The organism is Chroococcidiopsis sp. SAG 2025, from assembly GCF_032860985.1.
In the GTDB taxonomy this organism is placed as follows: Bacteria; Cyanobacteriota; Cyanobacteriia; order Cyanobacteriales; family Chroococcidiopsidaceae; genus Chroococcidiopsis.
Map to the genome: position 1 here is coordinate 5251540 of NZ_JAOCNC010000001.1, position 16254 is coordinate 5267793.

Below are 16254 nucleotides of genomic sequence, written 5' to 3' on the forward strand. Positions count from 1 at the left end.
AGGAATTACCATTTCAACAAGCGCAGAGACCCATAATTCAAGTCAAGCATTCATCCCTAGCGCTTTTTGCAATAATATCCGATCTTCTAACTTAGCTTGAAAACGTCCATTTTCAATATCGCGAATCCAGCTCTGGCTTTTACCCGTTAGCTGTGCTAAATCTCTTTGGCTCAATCCCAGTTTTTTTCTTGCCTCAATAATATATTCAGTAGAAAGGGCTACTTGCGATTTTGACCTAGTTTTGCGGTTCGTCGTTCGTTGCTTCTTCTTAGATTTCGCGAGTTGTTGTTCCCACTCTGGAGGCAGTTCAAAATGTAAAATCCGAGCATTCATTAATCGATTCCACTTACCACGAGGGGCAGCATCGGTCAATCGAGTGCTATTGCTACCATCATCAATCCAAAATTCTAATGCAGCTTCCGCATCTTCTGGAATATCGACTAACTTAGCCCACAAAGGTTGAATCTCTGGTGGATAGGTCACAGGATCGAATACAGGCTTGAGTCCGTAGCGATCGAGTACCTCTAAATCGCTTTCAAATATTCTTAATAGACGTTGGCGATTCTCCGGTTGCAAAGATATCTGGCTCAGTTTTCGTTCGCCGTAGGCTACTCCCATGAGAGTGGGAACCGTAACGCGCTGCTCTTTACCCATTTTGGTTTTAAATAGCAACTACAGCATCATCCGCGCTGCACCCTCATGCTGCTGCCAAATACTCATCACGGCGCTGAGTAGGGCTTTGGGTAAAGTACCGTACTGATAGAATGCAGTCCGTTCTTTGCAACCTTGCCGATTCAGAAAATGCTGCGCCCACTGACCGATTTTAATTTTGAAAGTCAACCCAACCAGATGTTTGCATCCCAAATCGTCTTCTTGAAAGTGATGTTGAGTGTCCAGTAAATGCCACAAACGACTTTTTTCCAGCCGAATTCCCTTAATCTTTCCTTGTTGGGGCAGCTCGATACAAGCAATTAGCTTGCATGGTTGTTGGGCAAGTTCTTTAATGAGAGCGAGTTTAGTCAGTTTGCTCAGGTCTTTGCGCTTGTCCAGTCCCAAGTATTCCTCAATCTGTCGGTCATTGATAATGAATTCCTCTTCCCAAGGACGCTCTAAGCTTGTCACATGAGCGGCGTAGATTAAGTGCAAGCAGGCAGATCTAATATCAAATGTCTCGATCGCAGATAATGCTCGATCGCCTTTAAGCGCAACTGGCGTTTCCAAATCTAAGCTGTCTGTAATTCGGAAGGCGATCGCACCCTTACCTCCATGAATTTGCCGCTGATAGTACAACTCTCCCGCAGCATCGATTTCCCAAGTAAGAGAGTGTCGCTGTGCTAGAACATTACACAATTCCCAACTAGCGATCGCGGAAGCAAAAGGATGGCTTTTACCGTCGGGAAAAAGATCGAGGCTAGGTACGGTTCTAACATCAATCTTGCATCTACCTTTCTTCGCTTGCCAAGGAACCGGAGAGTTGACAGGGCAAGAGTCTACACACTGTGGTGCAAGGGAGTCCTGGCAGCCATGACACAAGCTGGGATCGATCCAATACTCACCCTCTATAATTTTGATCGCACCTGTAGGACACTGAGGCAGGCAGTTGTCACAACGAATGCAGTGCTTAGTAATGGCGTAAGGCATGGTATTGTGCGGTTTGTCAAAAGATGCTAGCTTTACTGAGTGCTATGAATACGCGATCGCCGAAAATTTTCTCTACTAAGATTTGAACTCCTCGCCATTCAAGAGTTTTTCTCGAAGCTATACTCTTACGAATTATTTATAGTAAATATATTTAATCTGCAAGTTCAGATTTTTTTGTTCGCTTTGAGCCATTAAATAAAGTCTTAATATTTTAGCGAAATCATTGAGTAGCTAGCGTAAAAATTGGCTGCTTAAGTAACTATATCAGGGTATATAAAGGTAGGAAACAAGAACCACAGAAAATAAAAACATAAGATTGAAGAAAACTTTTCTAGTCAGCTAGGCATGAGTTATAAACTAAAAAATCATTGTTAGGAATGCTTGACTTTCAATTTCTTTTAAATCAAAAAAATATTGTTAGAAATGCCTGAGTTTTTGCCTTAAAAAAGTTGGATAATTTACTTTTTGTATCCTCTCACACAGATTTTTCTTTCAATTTGTATACTGCTACTCTAATTTCACTGTAGGGTGGCAACGTCCACCCTACACTTATTTAACTTCTTTAGGTTCATCATAGGTGGGCTACACTTACTGAGTTTCGAGTACAAAAACACTAGTACCCCTACCTGTAAATACTCATACCCCAGCCAACAAATACTAGTACCCCCACCTTCAAAAAACTTTTAATCTCTGATTGCTTAAGAATTTGACTGATTGAGTACAAACTTAATTAATTTAATAATTTCGATCTTGGGCAAACGAACCCTTAGAAATGAGGTAGCTGATATAAGACTGTTTATCTACAACAAGACAAACAGCGAAGGCACATTTTTACCACACAATCGCTACCTAGTTAATTCATACTGAGATGAAACTTAAAATCTTTAACGTTCTGACAGTTTGTTTATTGACATTAATAGTGCTTTCTCCAGCTTTAGCGGTCATGAGTGCGATCTGGCAGCACCATCTCGATTTTGTGGCAACTCAGCATTTACTATATGCGGTTGCAAATAGCCAGCAATTAACTACCAATAGGGAAAATAAGTAGTAGGGCATAATTAAACGTAAGATAGAGAAAAGCCAAAAACTTGCTGATTTTGACCACTCATGCCTGCTCCTTTACGTATCGTTTTGACAGAGTCAGAAGACCGGACGTTGAGTGAACTTCGGGTTGCCAAAACCGTTGCTCAACGTACCCGAGATCGAGCACAAATGCTTCGACTCAATGCTCAAGGATGGGTAGTGCCAGCGATTGCCGAAATTTTTGAGTGCCAAGAGCAGACAGTGCGCGAAACCATCCGCCGTTGGCAGCAGCAAGGGTTAGGTGGATTATGGGATGCTAGTGGACGAGGAGCTAAAGCCAAATGGCAAGAAGCAGACATGGCCTACCTAGAACAATGCCTAGAGCAAGAAGCCAGAACCTATAATAGTCAACAGCTAGCCCAGAAGCTAGAGCAAGAACGACAGGTAAACCTAAGTGCTGACCGGATTCGCCGCATTCTAAAAAAAAGGGCTTTAGTTGGAAGCGGACTCGACACTCGCAACGGGGCAGACAAGATCCTGAGTACAAAGCACTCAAGCAAGCCGACTTAGACACACTCCAACTAGCTGCCTGTGAAGGGTACATTGACCTGAAGTATCTTGACGAATCGGGATGTTGTCTGGAAAGTCCAGTCAGTTATAGTTACTCTCGCATTGGAGAGCAGAAACACCGAAGAGCAGGTCAAATCCTATGGAGACCGCATTAGTATTCTAGGGATATGGCAACCAGAGCAGTCGTTTGACTATGCTCTGGTACAAGGCAGTTTCCACAAGGAACGCTATGTTAAAGTGATGAACGCTCCTTGCCCAAAAGAGTGAGCAGACATTGCTACAAACCGGACGGCTCACAGTCGTGGTGCAAGATAATGGTTCGGCTCATACCAGTCATCTTGCCCGTGAGCACTGGCAGCAGTGGCAGTCGAAAGGGCTATATCTCTTTTTTCTCCCCCAATACAGTTCACATATGAATCTGATTGAAGCGCAGTGGCATCAACTCAAAACCCATGAAATAGCCGGAAGGATTTTTGATAACGAGTATGATTTAGCGAATGCCATGATTGAGGGCATGGAGAATCGAAGTCAACAAGGGGGATGGACACTGGAACGTTTTATGTTTAAATCTGCCTAGCTACTTATATTCATCCATATCTTACTAGAGTTCGTGCTTTTTACCCCCATCATTCTTGGTTTAGGAATTGCCGTGTATGACAGGTATGCGATCTATCGTGCTGCTGTGTTGAACAGACAAATTGAAATCTTAGAAAGACTGTGGCAGCAAAATGCTCATTCAGAGGAATTATTTTATGAAACAAATTCCAATTTCTATCTTGACTCTGATTGCTGGCATCGTAGTTACCATAATTAGTTTATGGGTAGGTCAAGACAATACTCTGCTACCAGAACAAGCTTCTGCACAAGCGCCATTGGTAGACGATTTCTTTAACGTCATGGTAGTAATTGGCACTGCTTTGTTTTTGGTAGTACAGGGAGCAATTATAATTTCAATCGTTCAATTTCGTCGCCGTCGCGGAGATAACGGTGACGGACAGCCAATTGAAGGTAACTTTCCCCTAGAAATTTTGTGGACGATAATACCAGGAATTATTGTCATTGGACTGGGAATTTACAGTGTAGATGTTTATACCGAAATGGGGGGAATTGATGCGATTGCCCATCACGCAGTTGCGCCCGAAATGACAGCACAACGCAATCCTAACCCGATTGGGATTGGCTCTACACCTACAAAAGAAGGCAAACCGCCAGATGTAGTCGTCAATGTCAGTGGAATGCAATATGCTTGGCTGTTTAACTATCCCAATAGCAGTATTACTGCTGGCGAACTGCACGTCCCCATCGGTCAAGACGTATTGCTCAACATCTCCGCCAATGATGTAATCCACTCGTTTTGGGTTCCCCAGTTTCGGCTAAAGCAAGATGCAATTCCAGGTCAAGCGACACAATTGCGATTCGTTGCCACAAAAACTGGAACGTACCCAATAGTTTGCACCGAACTTTGTGGCGGCTATCACGGCAGTATGCGTTCTTCCGTAGTCCATACACCAGAAGAATTCGATCGCTGGCTGGAAGAAAATCGCACCGTTGCAGTAAATTCATAGCCCCTTTTCTTATGACACAGCTAGAAACTCCAAAAATTACAGAAGTCGTTACCCATAACGAACCGCCCCAGGCGTGGAAATGGTACGACTATTTCACCTTCAACATCGATCATAAAGTTATTGGGATTCAATACCTAGTTACAGCTTTTGCGTTTTATCTAATTGGCGGATTAATGGCGATCGCCATGCGGATCGAATTATACACGCCCGATTCAGACATTCTCGATCCGAATCTCTACAACGCTTTCATGACTAACCACGGGACGCTGATGATCTTTTTGTGGATTGTCCCCGCTGCAATTGGCGGATTTGGTAATTTTTTAGTGCCGTTGCTAATTGGGGCGCGAGATATGGCGTTCCCCAAGTTAAACGCGATCGCTTTTTGGCTCAATCCTCCCGCTGGCGCGTTGTTATTGGGAAGTTTCTGCTTCGGCGGTTCCCAAAGCGGTTGGACTGCTTACCCGCCCTTGAGTTTAATTACGGCAAATACTGCCCAGTCAATGTGGATTCTCAGCATCGTGTTGGTCGGGACTTCTTCGATCCTGGGAGCGTTAAACTTTGTCGTCACAATTTTAAAAATGAAAGTTCCCAGTATGAAATGGACTCAATTACCACTATTCTGCTGGGCAATCTTAGCCACATCAGTGTTAGCCCTAGTTTCTACACCAGTACTGGCGGCGGGATTGGTGCTGTTGTTATTTGATATCAACTTCGGCACTTCTTTCTTTAAACCGGATGCGGGGGGAAATGTGGTGCTTTACCAACATTTGTTCTGGTTTTATTCCCACCCAGCAGTATATTTAATGATTTTACCCATTTTCGGGATTATGTCCGAGGTGATTCCGGTTCACGCCCGCAAGCCAATTTTTGGTTATAAAGCGATCGCCTATTCTAGCTTGGCGATTTGCCTTGTGGGTCTATTTGTCTGGGTACACCACATGTTTACCAGCGGTACGCCAGCTTGGATGCGGATGTTCTTTACAATTTCTACCCTGATTGTTGCCGTCCCTACAGGAGTAAAGATTTTTGGTTGGGTGGCTACGCTTTGGGGTGGCAAAATCCGCTTTACCAGCACCATGCTGTTTGCTATTGGCTTGCTATCGATGTTTGTCATTGGCGGGCTGGGCGGCGTGACATTGGGTACGGCTCCTTTCGATCTACACGTCCACGATACATATTATGTCGTCGGTCACTTCCACTACGTCTTGTTTGGCGGTTCAGTATTCGGCATCTATGCCGGAATTTATCATTGGTTTCCCAAAATCACCGGACGGATGATGAATGAAACCTTGGGACGAATTCATTTTGCCCTCACCTTTATCGGTACTCATCTTACCTTCCTACCGATGCATCAACTTGGTTTGCAGGGAATGCCGCGACGAGTTGCCATGTACGATCCTCAGTTTGCCTACATCAATCATATTTGTACTTTTGGCGCGATTATTTTAGGAATATCTGTACTGCCGTTCTTCATTAACGCCGTCTGGAGCTGGCTGTATGGCTCTCAAGCAACAGATAACCCTTGGGATGCCCTGACTTTGGAATGGACGACCAGTTCCCCACCCGCGATTGAAAACTGGGAAGTTCTGCCTGTAGTGACTCATGGTCCCTACGACTATGGCAGAAGTGGGACTGAAGTGAGCGAAATAGCTCAAACTGCGCCGATTTAAGCAAATCAAAAGCACTACGGTTCAGTTAAGGCTCAAAGTGTTGTAAATTAAGCATTGTTCCCAAGAATGGAAAGTGAGTGTAGTGCATCTGAAGGATTTCTCATTGTTGTCTCCTACGATACAAAGTAGTGATGTGTTCAAAGCGATAGAGGCAGCCATCCCATCCACGGAGATCGAGCAAGCGATCGCTAAAACTAAAGTTTGTGAACAACGTAAACGCTCGTTACCAGCACAATTGGTAATTTGTTTGGTAATTGCGATGAGTCTGTGGTCACGAGATTCGATGAGAGATGTGCTGAAAAACTTAATTGATGGGCTGAGCGAAGCATGGGTGAAAGTGGGGAAATACTGGCGAGTTTTTTGTAAATCAGCAATAACGCAAGCCCGACAACGATTAAGTCCAAGGGTGATGAGTCAATTGTTCCATCAACTGGTGCGACCAATGGCTAGCACCGATACCAAAGGAGCATTTCTCAATGGATTGCGAATTGTGGTAATTGATCGGACTTGCTTCGATCTGCCAGACAGCGATGAAAATGCGAGAGTTTTTGGTCGTCCGAGCAGCCGTCCTGGCACACAAGCCGCATTTCCCAAACTGCGATTAGTCATTTTGGTAGAAGCAGGAACACATTTAATCTTTGATGCATTGATGTGTCCATATCGAATAGGAGAACGAGTGCGGGCATTAAGATTATTACGCTCCGTGAGTTCAGGGATGTTGTTGATGTGGGACAGAGGGTTACATTCTTATGCAATGGTGCAAGCAACTGTCACAACTGGTAGCGATTATTTAGGAAGAATTCCCGCAAATGTCAAGTTTTTGTGCGAAGAACCACTGGCGGATGGTTCTTATCTGAGTTGGATTTATCCACCTGCTAAATTCCGCTCAAAAGCTTGCCAGCCCATACAAGTCCGAGTGATTGAATACACAATTGGTAATACCGACAACCCAGAGGAACAACTAAGATATCGCTTAATTACCAGCTTATTGGAATTGGAGAAATTTCCGGCTCAACTACTGGCGATTGAATATCATCAACGCTGGGAAGTAGAAAATACTATTGATGAACTCAAAGTACATTTATCAGGACGAAAAACTCATATTCGCTCTCAAAAACCGCGTGAAGTTGTGCAGGAAGTTTACGGGTGGTTGTTAGGACACTGGGCTGTGCGGTTATTGATGTTTCAAGCTGCAAAGAGCGCGGGTATCACTCCTTTGCGTCTGAGTTTCACTGGGACATTGCGAGTTATTCGTCGTGCTATCCCGAAATTTCAACGCTTGCAATCACAAGAACTCCCCTTTTTTTAAGTTGGTTAACTGTAGAGATTTTAGACACTCTGTTACCTGAACGAGTTTCTCGTACCAATCCCAGAGTTGTAAAAAAACCTGTATCCAAGTTTCGCTCAAAAAAGCCAAGACATCGAGCCACCCCCTCCCGAACCAATCCTCCTATTTTCTTTATCCTCAGCACAGCGTAGCCTTAAATGAACCGTATTGAAATCAAAAGTCAAAAGTCAAAAGTCAAATATCGAACTTAGTTGTCCGAATCTCAGTTATCAACTAAGTAGCTAGGCAGATTTAAACATAAAACGTTCCAGTGTCCATCCCCCTTGTTGACTTCGATTCTCCATGCCCTCAATCATGGCATTCGCTAAATCATACTCGTTATCAAAAATCCTTCCGGCTATTTCATGGGTTTTGAGTTGATGCCACTGCGCTTCAATCAGATTCATATGTGAACTGTATTGGGGGAGAAAAAAGAGATATAGCCTATGAAATGTCAACTATCTTGACGAATGCGCGACAATTATTTTGGTTGCTTTTGGTCAGTAGAAGAAGAGCGTTGTAGAGCCGCTTGTTGACGAAAACTGGGTGCAAGGATTTCGAGAATGACAGCATGATGTACCAAGCGATCTACAGCAGCAACGGTCATAGTAGAGTCGGTAAAAATTTCATCCCAAGCACTGAAAGGGTGATTGGCAGTAATCATCAAGCTTTTGAGTTCGTAGCGGTGAGCAATTAACTCAAACAACACTGATGTTTCCACTTCCGACTTTTTGACATAGCTAATGTCATCAAGAATCAGCAGATCGTACTTATCGAGCTTGAGTAAAGCTGATTGCAGTTGTAAGTTGGCTTTCGCCGCTTGTAGCAGTTGCACGGCTGTGGTGGCACCCAGAAACTTGACTCGTGCACCCAGTTCTACCAAACTGCGACCGACAGCAGCAGCTAAGTGAGTTTTCCCGACTCCAGAAGGACCGAACAGCAGCAGATTCTCACCCCGCTTCAACCAAGTTCTGTCCTGAGCCAGTTGCATGATGCTAGGCTGATTTAAGCTGGGGCAATGGCTGAAGTCAAAGTTGGAAAAAGCTTTTCCTGGTGGCAGGTGGGCATCTTTGAGGGCGCGTTGCACTCGCGCTTGATAACGTTGTGTTGCCTCGGATTCGCACAGTGCTAGCAAGAATTGAGCGTGTGACCAGCCCCCAGCCAGAGCCTGACGCTCCAACTCTTGCCAATGGTTGTTCATGTGGGGCAGTTTGAGTGTTTTGAGTAGGAAGCCCAGAGTCTCGATGGCTGTTATTTGGCTGTTGTTGGGGGACATGATGCAAGAGAGAGTCGTAAGGGGAAAGGTCGTGTTGCTGTACCGAAAGCGTTGGATGTGCCACACTCTCACCCAGATGAAACTGCTGTTGCAGTCCCACCAAGCTAAGGGTGCCAGAGCGTAAGTGGTCAGCCAAATACAGTGCGACTGCGTGTTCCTTATCTTGTTTAGCAGCAATGTACAGTGCCTCGGTCATCAATCGTGCCGTCGTGTAGGAATCGAACTGGGTTAACATCTCCTGCCATAATTGGCGGTAGTTGTCGTCAGGCAATAATTCTTGCTGCCAGGTACAGTGTAGAAAAGCACGGGGTTTCAGTCGCAGGCTGTCAATGACGTGACGATAATTGACGCAACGGGAGCGCCGCAACCGACTGCGGCTAGGTACATGAAGGCGTGGCAGTTCTACCACCTGCTGCGTGCCGACAAAACCGACTATCCGGTCATGATGTAGGTGAAGGGTTAATCGTAAGCCAATCAATTGTGACGGCACAGTGTAAGTGATGCAGCGCACGGTCATCGTGCTACGGGTGGTAACTCTGACGCTGAGGATTTCGTAGTCGGGATAACGATAGTTGGGTAATGGATGCAGGTAGGGTTGCTCAAGCTGAAATTTGGCTTGAATGCGCGTATTCAACTTCTCAACTATCCCAGAGATAAACGCTTGATAGGCAGCAACACTATCAAAATCACACGAGCCGCGCAGCAATAGGGCTTGATGCAGCCGTCGTTTGAAATAGCCGTGGGGTGACTCAATCGAACCATTTTCATGGGCTAGTCCGCGATTATTTCGTGAGGGACGCAAATTATAGTGCTGGCATAGCCGTTGATACATTTGCGTCAAATCTTCATCGGTGCGTTTACCCAGGTTACGGTAGGCGGCACTAAGACTATCGCTGCGATGTTCTTGTGGACAACCCCCGCTTGCTGCCAAGGCATTCTGCAAACCTTCAGCCAGAGCAACAAAACTCTCGCCACCTTGAATGACTTGCACGTACTGCCATCCACTATAGGCAAGTCGATAATGATACAGTAGATGCTCGAAGGGTTGACCGCCAATCGTGACTTGCACCTGCTTGAGCTTGGTGAAGTCCGACAAGCCCATTACGCCTGGTTGATGCTCTAACTCAAACATCACTGACTGCGCTGGTCTCCTGGTCGCTTTCCATTGCTGGACTCGTCGTTGCAGCGTCCGCACGATAGACTGCCCATACTTGCCTGGATACTTCTGCTGCAGGTACTCGAACAACGTTATCGCTTGCAATTGCGGTTGTTTTTGTAATAGCGGAACTAGTTCGCTGTCCCATACCTCAGCCAATGGGTCTTTGCGGGTACGCCAGTCATGGGGTCGTCCGCGTTGCGGTTGATGAGCTCCCGCATCAATGCGTCTACCTGTACGCTTCGAAAATCCTCCCTTTGCTGCTGCTGTTTCCTGCGTGCAGCCAGATTCTCTCGCTTTCATGTATATTTGAACCTGTTTGAAATTAATTCGTTTTCCCGACACTAGGCAGTCCATTAATTGGCGTTAATTGACATTGCCTAGTGTCTTTTGTTTTGGCAGCGGTTGCTGAAGATAATTGTCGTCTCGTCAACTTGGTGTAGCAGTCAAGTTAGTTGTCGTCACTCGGTCTATTTAATTGTCGTTCAATAATAGCCCTTTCGACTGCCACTGCTGCCAGTGCTCACGGGCAAGATGACTGGTATGAGCCGAACCATTATCTTGCACCACGACTGTGAGCCGTCCGGTTTGTAGCAATGTCTGCTCACTCTTTTGGGCAAGGAGCGTTCATCACTTTAACATAGCGTTCCTTGTGGAAACTGCCTTGTACCAGAGCATAGTCAAACGACTGCTCTGGTTGCCATATCCCTAGAATACTAATGCGGTCTCCATAGGATTTGACCTGCTCTTCGGTGTTTCTGCTCTCCAATGCGAGAGTAACTATAACTGACTGGACTTTCCAGACAACATCCCGATTCGTCAAGATACTTCAGGTCAATGTACCCTTCACAGGCAGCTAGTTGGAGTGTGTCTAAGTCGGCTTGCTTGAGTGCTTTGTACTCAGGATCTTGTCTGCCCCGTTGCGAGTGTCGAGTCCGCTTCCAACTAAAGCCCTTTTTTTTAGAATGCGGCGAATCCGGTCAGCACTTAGGTTTACCTGTCGTTCTTGCTCTAGCTTCTGGGCTAGCTGTTGACTATTATAGGTTCTGGCTTCTTGCTCTAGGCATTGTTCTAGGTAGGCCATGTCTGCTTCTTGCCATTTGGCTTTAGCTCCTCGTCCACTAGCATCCCATAATCCACCTAACCCTTGCTGCTGCCAACGGCGGATGGTTTCGCGCACTGTCTGCTCTTGGCACTCAAAAATTTCGGCAATCGCTGGCACTACCCATCCTTGAGCATTGAGTCGAAGCATTTGTGCTCGATCTCGGGTACGTTGAGCAACGGTTTTGGCAACCCGAAGTTCACTCAACGTCCGGTCTTCTGACTCTGTCAAAACGATACGTAAAGGAGCAGGCATGAGTGGTCAAAATCAGCAAGTTTTTGGCTTTTCTCTATCTTACGTTTAATTATGCCCTACTACTTACCCGCATCTCAATTATCGGTCACTGGTCACTGGTCGCTGTTTGGTGGGGGATCGAGATCTGCAACTCAAATGCGTAACTTATCGGCAATTTACCCTTCAGTCTAAAAATAGGAATTTATGCAGGATTCATCTTTTAACACATCAGAAATAGCATTTGATTCAGCCACTCTACAGGAGGTGGTTGTCTCCCACGAAGAACATCCAGATTTTCGGGTGTTTGGGCTGTTGACGTTTCTAGTTTCCGAATCTCTCATGTTTGGCGGTTTTTTTGCCACTTACCTAATTCTGCGCGGTGCTGCCGCAGTTTGGCCCCCCGAAGGTACGGAAGTCGAGCTACTCGTACCCACCATTAACACGATTATCCTAGTCTCTAGTAGTTTTGTCATCCACTTGGGCGATACAGCGATTAAGAAGAATAATGTCGCTGGAATGCGTTTGTGGTATGCCATCACTGCTCTAATGGGCGCGATTTTCCTGGCAGGTCAGGTATACGAATATTTGACATTGGGATATGGATTAACCACTAACATATTTGCCAACTGTTTTTACTTAATGACTGGCTTTCACGGTTTGCACGTATTCGTAGGCTTGTTGTTGATTTTGGGTGTGTTGTGGCGATCGCGTCGTTCCGGTCATTACTCTGCTACCAAGCACACTGGAATTGAAATGGCAGAGATCTACTGGCACTTTGTAGACATCATCTGGATCGTCTTATTTACGCTGTTGTACGTCCTGACCTTATTCTAAATTACAATGAAACACCGAGATTTTTTAGTCACAGGAGATGGGCGCTATCAGGTCTGCAAACCATCTAGAGAATGGGACTTGCTGAGAGAACCCTATCGGTTGCACCGCTTCTTGACAGAAGTGGAAGACGTGTTAGAGCGAGCCACTGACGAAAATCAATGCCTGCCTCAACTCCGTCTACTAGTGCGGCGACTGATTGTCAATTCCTACTGGATACACGTTCACCATCCAGAACCCTGCCCTCGATCCGGAAATTCAACCATAATCTTGTATGACGAAATAGGCTATCCGTTAACAGTGCAAACAACTACCCTGACATCTGGTACGGTATCGCCGATTCACAACCACGGGACATGGGGAATCGTGGCAGTACTCCAGGGTGAGGAAAAAAACACATTTTGGAAACGCTCTCCTACTGCGGGGTTTCTGAACAGAATCGCACGAGTCAGCGAGATGACTTTGCTTCCAGGCGACATCATTAGTTTTACACCCGATGCCATTCATTGTGTTGAGGCATTAGGAGAGGAACCAACAATTACTTTCAGCATCTACGGCGAGACGCATCATTCCCGACGATATCAGTTCGATCCTCTCACCTGCACGGCTAAGAATTTTTAGCCTTATCCCTTACCCCTAACCCCTCTTCCAATGACAAAACAACGCCAAGATCTCTATTTCAATCTCATCGAGCAACTGCTCAGATGTCCCAACGGTCAAGAACCGGAAATTTTAGATGCTCAGCCAGATTTACTCGATGCTGGTTTGGTCAAAACAATGATGCAAGTAGCAACAGTAATGGCACACCAGGATAATCAGGATGCTGCCAAATTCTTAATCCACGTTGCCCGTCAGCTAGCAAAACAATTGAACTTATACCCTCAATTTAACTCGGCGACCAGTGACCAGTGACCAGTTATCAGTTATCAGTTAACTGTCAACCAACAACAAATGACTAATGACTAATGACTAATGACCAAAAAGGAGTTTGAAATGGAATTGACTGCAACTGAAGCACAACAATTAGCCTTTAATTTCCTCATGGAAGATTTAAATATTTTTCCAGAAGATCGAGAATGGTTTGCCGTGCTTTCTTCTCGCTTTATTGGAGAAAGCTGGTATGTAGTAGAGATTGGTGTTGAGGGATTACCGGATAAGTGGCTGATTCAAGTCTACGATACTAGAGAGTGCGACCCTAGCTATACCTTTAGCTCTCCTATTCGTACCGTGCAGGAAACTGAACTGCAAGATTTACCGGAAGGGATTGCGCAAGTATTGATGTTAGAGCACCAACCGAAATCGGAATTGTAAATTCAAATTTTGCCCGCTATTTTTACGATGCTTTAACTATGCCAAAGCCGTATTTCTCAAATACAGATCTTGCTTGCTTATCAGTCAAAAACTGAATATATTCTTTGGCAGCGTCAGGATTTTTACTGCTACTGATAATGGCTATGGGATAGACAATCGGAGAATGTAAATTTTCGGCTGCTGTAGCCACTATCCGAACTTTATCTGATAACTTAGCATCTGTGGTGTAGACAATACCAGCATCAGCGTTGCCACTTTCTACAGCAGCTAATACATTACGGACATTATTACCAAAAACTAATTTTGGTTTAACTTGTGATAAAATTTCTAATTTCTTAAATAGTTCCTCGGAATATTGTCCGACTGGGACGCTGCGAAATTCGCCTACAGCAATTCGTTTTATGTTAGTATCTGTTAATTGCTCGAAGTTATCGATCTTCAGATCGGAATTACTCGATACAACCAAGACAAGGCGATTAGTTAGGAGGTTGCGGCGGGTATCGGGAAGAATCAAATTTTTATCCTGCAAGGCATTCATTTGCTTTGTCGCAGCAGAAAAAAAGATATCTGCTGGCGCACCTTGTTCTATTTGTCGTTGTAATGCACCAGAAGCACCAAAGTTATAATTGACTTCGATCTTCGGCTGAGTTTTTTGAAAAAGTGGTTGGGCTTCTTTTAAGGCATCTTGGAGGCTAGCAGCAGCAGATATAAGTAAGTTTGTATTTGCTTGTGCGATCGCGGGAGATGGATTAATCCTATTTAAAATTGTTGTCAAAATGATTGCGATCGCCACTCCACAAATAAAGGCAAAAAAAGTTTTTCTTTTCATAGAACCTCCAATTCAATATTTATTTCTCTGTAATCAATAATCAAGAATTATAGTAGAGTCTACAGTAGATATGTTTTGCGAATGGATTAGATAAACATATGCTTACGATTAGTAAATATGCATGAACTTCCAACCCTTAAAGGAGATGACAAGGCGATCGCTCGGCAATCAAAAGTATTTAAATTTACAGTTTATCGAGCATAAATAGATAGAAGATCGAGCCAACAAAACATATAAAAAAGATCGAAAAATGAAGATTAGCGCCCGTAATACCTTGAAAGCAACTGTCAAAAAAGTTGTACCAGGAGCCGTTAATACTGAAGTCACGTTAGAACTTGCACCCGGGGTAGAAATAGTTGCAATTATTACCAAATCTTCCGCCGATAACCTGGGGCTTGTAGAAGGCAAGGAGGCTTACGCTGTCGTTAAATCATCTGATGTGATGGTTGCAATCGACTAGTAGAGGTTGGCGGAAATACGCCTACCGTTAAGCAGCCAGTGCCTTACCTTTATATGTCCACTGGAATGGTTTTGCCATCGTATGGTTGAAATAGGTAATGAATTCAAGGATACGCGCTTTCAAATCAGCTTGAGTGGTAAAACTGGCTCGCCTGAGTAGCTTCCGTACTAAGATACTGAACCAGATTTCAATCTGATTTAACCAGGAACAATGCTTGGGAGTGAAGTGAAACACAATTCGGTGGGTCGGATCACTCAAAAAAGCAGCGCGAGTGTGCATGGATTTGAGAATGCCCTGCTTGCCTTTAATCCCCAGGTCATCAGTGATTTGTTCAACTTGAGCGACAAACCGTACTAACGATTCTGATTGATGGATGTTTAAGCAGTCCATCACTAGGTGCCATTTGGAAGCATCGGCAGCCGTTGCCAGGGTTTGTTGGATATGGGTGAGATAGTCTGCCTCGGTGCGAGTCTCTCCAACGGTTGGATGAATCACTTGTCCACTGGCAACATCGAAACTAGCAATCAAGGTTTGGGTGCCGTGGCGAATGTACTCAAACTCCTGTCGTTCTCGCTTGCCTGGTCGCATCGGCAGGTTTTTGGCTTTCCGCTCCAGCGCTTGAATTCCGGTCATTTCGTCAATACTAATGGTTCGTTCTCCTGCCTTGGCTCGTTCTGAGGCACTCAAGTAGGTATCGCAGATGACGGTGACTTTGTCGTCGAACGCAGGGTCGGGGGGGGATTCAACCAGTAACCGGACTGATGTGGTTTGAGCGTCGCTTCCTCTAATAATCGTCCCACATGCCGAGGCGAGATCCGCTCTACAATTCCCTGTTTGACCAGTTCATCTGCCAGTTCTCTCGGTGTCCAATGACTGATGGGTCGCCCGTAGGTTTCTGGCTTGTCACAGGCTAAAGCAAACAATTGCAGCATTTGTTCCAGGCTAAATGTTGCAGGGGTTCCCGGACGTTCCGCATCCTGCAACCGTTCCTCTACAGGCAAATCTTTCTCGCTTAAGGTTAACCATCGTTCTCGCCATAACCTTGCCATGTCCCGACTGATATTCAGCCTGCTGGCAATCTCCCTGTGATTGTATCCCTCGTCTGCCAGCAGAATGATTTCGGCTCTCATGGCGATTTGTTGGGGGGTGCGATGTCGAGCTACTAATTGTTTGAGTTGTTGACGTGCGGTTTCATCTAACGTCAGAGGTTTAGGGGCTGATTTCGGCAAGGCGCTTGACTTATTCAGGAGAACCTATCA

Annotated in this window: 16 protein-coding genes and 3 pseudogenes; 10 read left to right on the forward strand and 9 right to left on the reverse strand. The window is 45.2% G+C overall.

Annotated elements, in window-relative coordinates:
• Positions 1-42 precede the first annotated feature (42 nt).
• Positions 43-1641, reverse strand: a pseudogene (locus tag N4J56_RS41290) (helix-turn-helix domain-containing protein).
• A gap of 868 nt (positions 1642-2509) precedes the next feature.
• Between N4J56_RS41290 and N4J56_RS25860 the strand changes: the two are divergent.
• From N4J56_RS25860 to N4J56_RS25880, 5 genes and pseudogenes are all read left to right on the forward strand, one after another.
• Positions 2510-2689, forward strand: coding sequence for a hypothetical protein (locus N4J56_RS25860; RefSeq protein ID WP_317109048.1), 180 nt, complete (start codon positions 2510-2512; stop codon positions 2687-2689).
• 59 nt (positions 2690-2748) lie between these two features.
• Positions 2749-3811, forward strand: a pseudogene (locus N4J56_RS25865) (IS630 family transposase).
• Positions 3812-3986: 175 nt separating this feature from the next.
• Positions 3987-4799: a cytochrome c oxidase subunit II gene (coxB, locus tag N4J56_RS25870; protein WP_317109049.1), complete on the forward strand. Its 813-nt coding sequence runs from the start codon at positions 3987-3989 to the stop codon at positions 4797-4799.
• A gap of 11 nt (positions 4800-4810) precedes the next feature.
• Positions 4811-6469 carry a cytochrome c oxidase subunit I gene (gene ctaD / locus N4J56_RS25875; protein ID WP_317109050.1) on the forward strand — a complete coding sequence of 553 codons (1659 nt, stop codon included), beginning with the start codon at positions 4811-4813 and terminating at the stop codon, positions 6467-6469.
• 172 nt (positions 6470-6641) lie between these two features.
• Positions 6642-7778 (forward strand): IS4 family transposase, encoded by a 1137-nt coding sequence (locus N4J56_RS25880; protein WP_410500401.1) that lies wholly within the window; start codon positions 6642-6644, stop codon positions 7776-7778.
• A 260-nt stretch (positions 7779-8038) separates the two neighbouring features.
• Here N4J56_RS25880 and N4J56_RS25885 read toward each other — a convergent pair whose 3' ends face one another.
• The 5 genes and pseudogenes from N4J56_RS25885 to N4J56_RS25905 form a co-directional block, all read right to left on the reverse strand.
• Positions 8039-8254, reverse strand: coding sequence for a transposase (locus N4J56_RS25885; protein ID WP_317109051.1), 216 nt, complete (start codon positions 8252-8254; stop codon positions 8039-8041).
• 23 nt (positions 8255-8277) lie between these two features.
• The gene (gene istB, locus N4J56_RS25890) at positions 8278-9072 is read right to left on the reverse strand and encodes an IS21-like element helper ATPase IstB (RefSeq protein ID WP_317104990.1); all 795 of its coding nucleotides are present in this window, start codon (positions 9070-9072) and stop codon (positions 8278-8280) included.
• 586 nt (positions 9073-9658) lie between these two features.
• Positions 9659-10585 (reverse strand): annotated as a pseudogene (gene istA / locus N4J56_RS25895) (IS21 family transposase); the annotation flags it as partial.
• Positions 10586-10832: 247 nt separating this feature from the next.
• Positions 10833-11051, reverse strand: a complete 219-nt coding sequence (locus N4J56_RS25900; RefSeq protein ID WP_317107475.1) for a hypothetical protein — start codon at positions 11049-11051, stop codon at positions 10833-10835.
• Between the two features lie 48 nt (positions 11052-11099).
• On the reverse strand, positions 11100-11585 hold the full coding sequence (locus N4J56_RS25905) for a helix-turn-helix domain-containing protein (protein WP_317109052.1): 486 nt from the start codon (positions 11583-11585) through the stop codon (positions 11100-11102).
• A gap of 183 nt (positions 11586-11768) precedes the next feature.
• On the opposite strand from N4J56_RS25905, the gene N4J56_RS25910 reads away from it, so the two are divergent.
• From N4J56_RS25910 to N4J56_RS25925, 4 genes are read left to right on the forward strand one after another with little or no spacing between them, the layout of a single operon-like run.
• The gene (locus N4J56_RS25910; RefSeq protein WP_317109053.1) at positions 11769-12398 is read left to right on the forward strand and encodes a heme-copper oxidase subunit III; all 630 of its coding nucleotides are present in this window, start codon (positions 11769-11771) and stop codon (positions 12396-12398) included.
• Between the two features lie 6 nt (positions 12399-12404).
• Positions 12405-13016, forward strand: coding sequence for a cupin (locus N4J56_RS25915; protein WP_317109054.1), 612 nt, complete (start codon positions 12405-12407; stop codon positions 13014-13016).
• Positions 13017-13046: 30 nt separating this feature from the next.
• Complete coding sequence (locus N4J56_RS25920) at positions 13047-13307, forward strand: hypothetical protein (RefSeq protein WP_317109055.1); 261 nt, start codon at positions 13047-13049, stop codon at positions 13305-13307.
• Between the two features lie 60 nt (positions 13308-13367).
• Positions 13368-13706, forward strand: a complete 339-nt coding sequence (locus N4J56_RS25925; RefSeq protein WP_317109056.1) for a hypothetical protein — start codon at positions 13368-13370, stop codon at positions 13704-13706.
• 22 nt (positions 13707-13728) lie between these two features.
• On the opposite strand, the gene modA is transcribed toward N4J56_RS25925, so the two are convergent.
• Positions 13729-14535 (reverse strand): molybdate ABC transporter substrate-binding protein, encoded by an 807-nt coding sequence (modA, locus tag N4J56_RS25930; RefSeq protein ID WP_317109057.1) that lies wholly within the window; start codon positions 14533-14535, stop codon positions 13729-13731.
• Between the two features lie 250 nt (positions 14536-14785).
• Between modA and N4J56_RS25935 the strand changes: the two genes are divergently transcribed.
• Positions 14786-14995: a molybdopterin-binding protein gene (locus tag N4J56_RS25935; protein WP_317109058.1), complete on the forward strand. Its 210-nt coding sequence runs from the start codon at positions 14786-14788 to the stop codon at positions 14993-14995.
• 27 nt (positions 14996-15022) lie between these two features.
• On the opposite strand, the gene N4J56_RS25940 is transcribed toward N4J56_RS25935, so the two are convergent.
• Both N4J56_RS25940 and N4J56_RS25945 read right to left on the reverse strand, forming a co-directional pair.
• The gene (locus N4J56_RS25940) at positions 15023-15628 is read right to left on the reverse strand and encodes an IS630 family transposase (RefSeq protein ID WP_410500594.1); all 606 of its coding nucleotides are present in this window, start codon (positions 15626-15628) and stop codon (positions 15023-15025) included.
• A gap of 50 nt (positions 15629-15678) precedes the next feature.
• A complete protein-coding gene (locus tag N4J56_RS25945; protein ID WP_317109060.1) occupies positions 15679-16224 on the reverse strand; it encodes a helix-turn-helix domain-containing protein in 546 nt (181 codons plus the stop codon).
• Between the last annotated feature and the right edge of the window lie 30 nt (positions 16225-16254).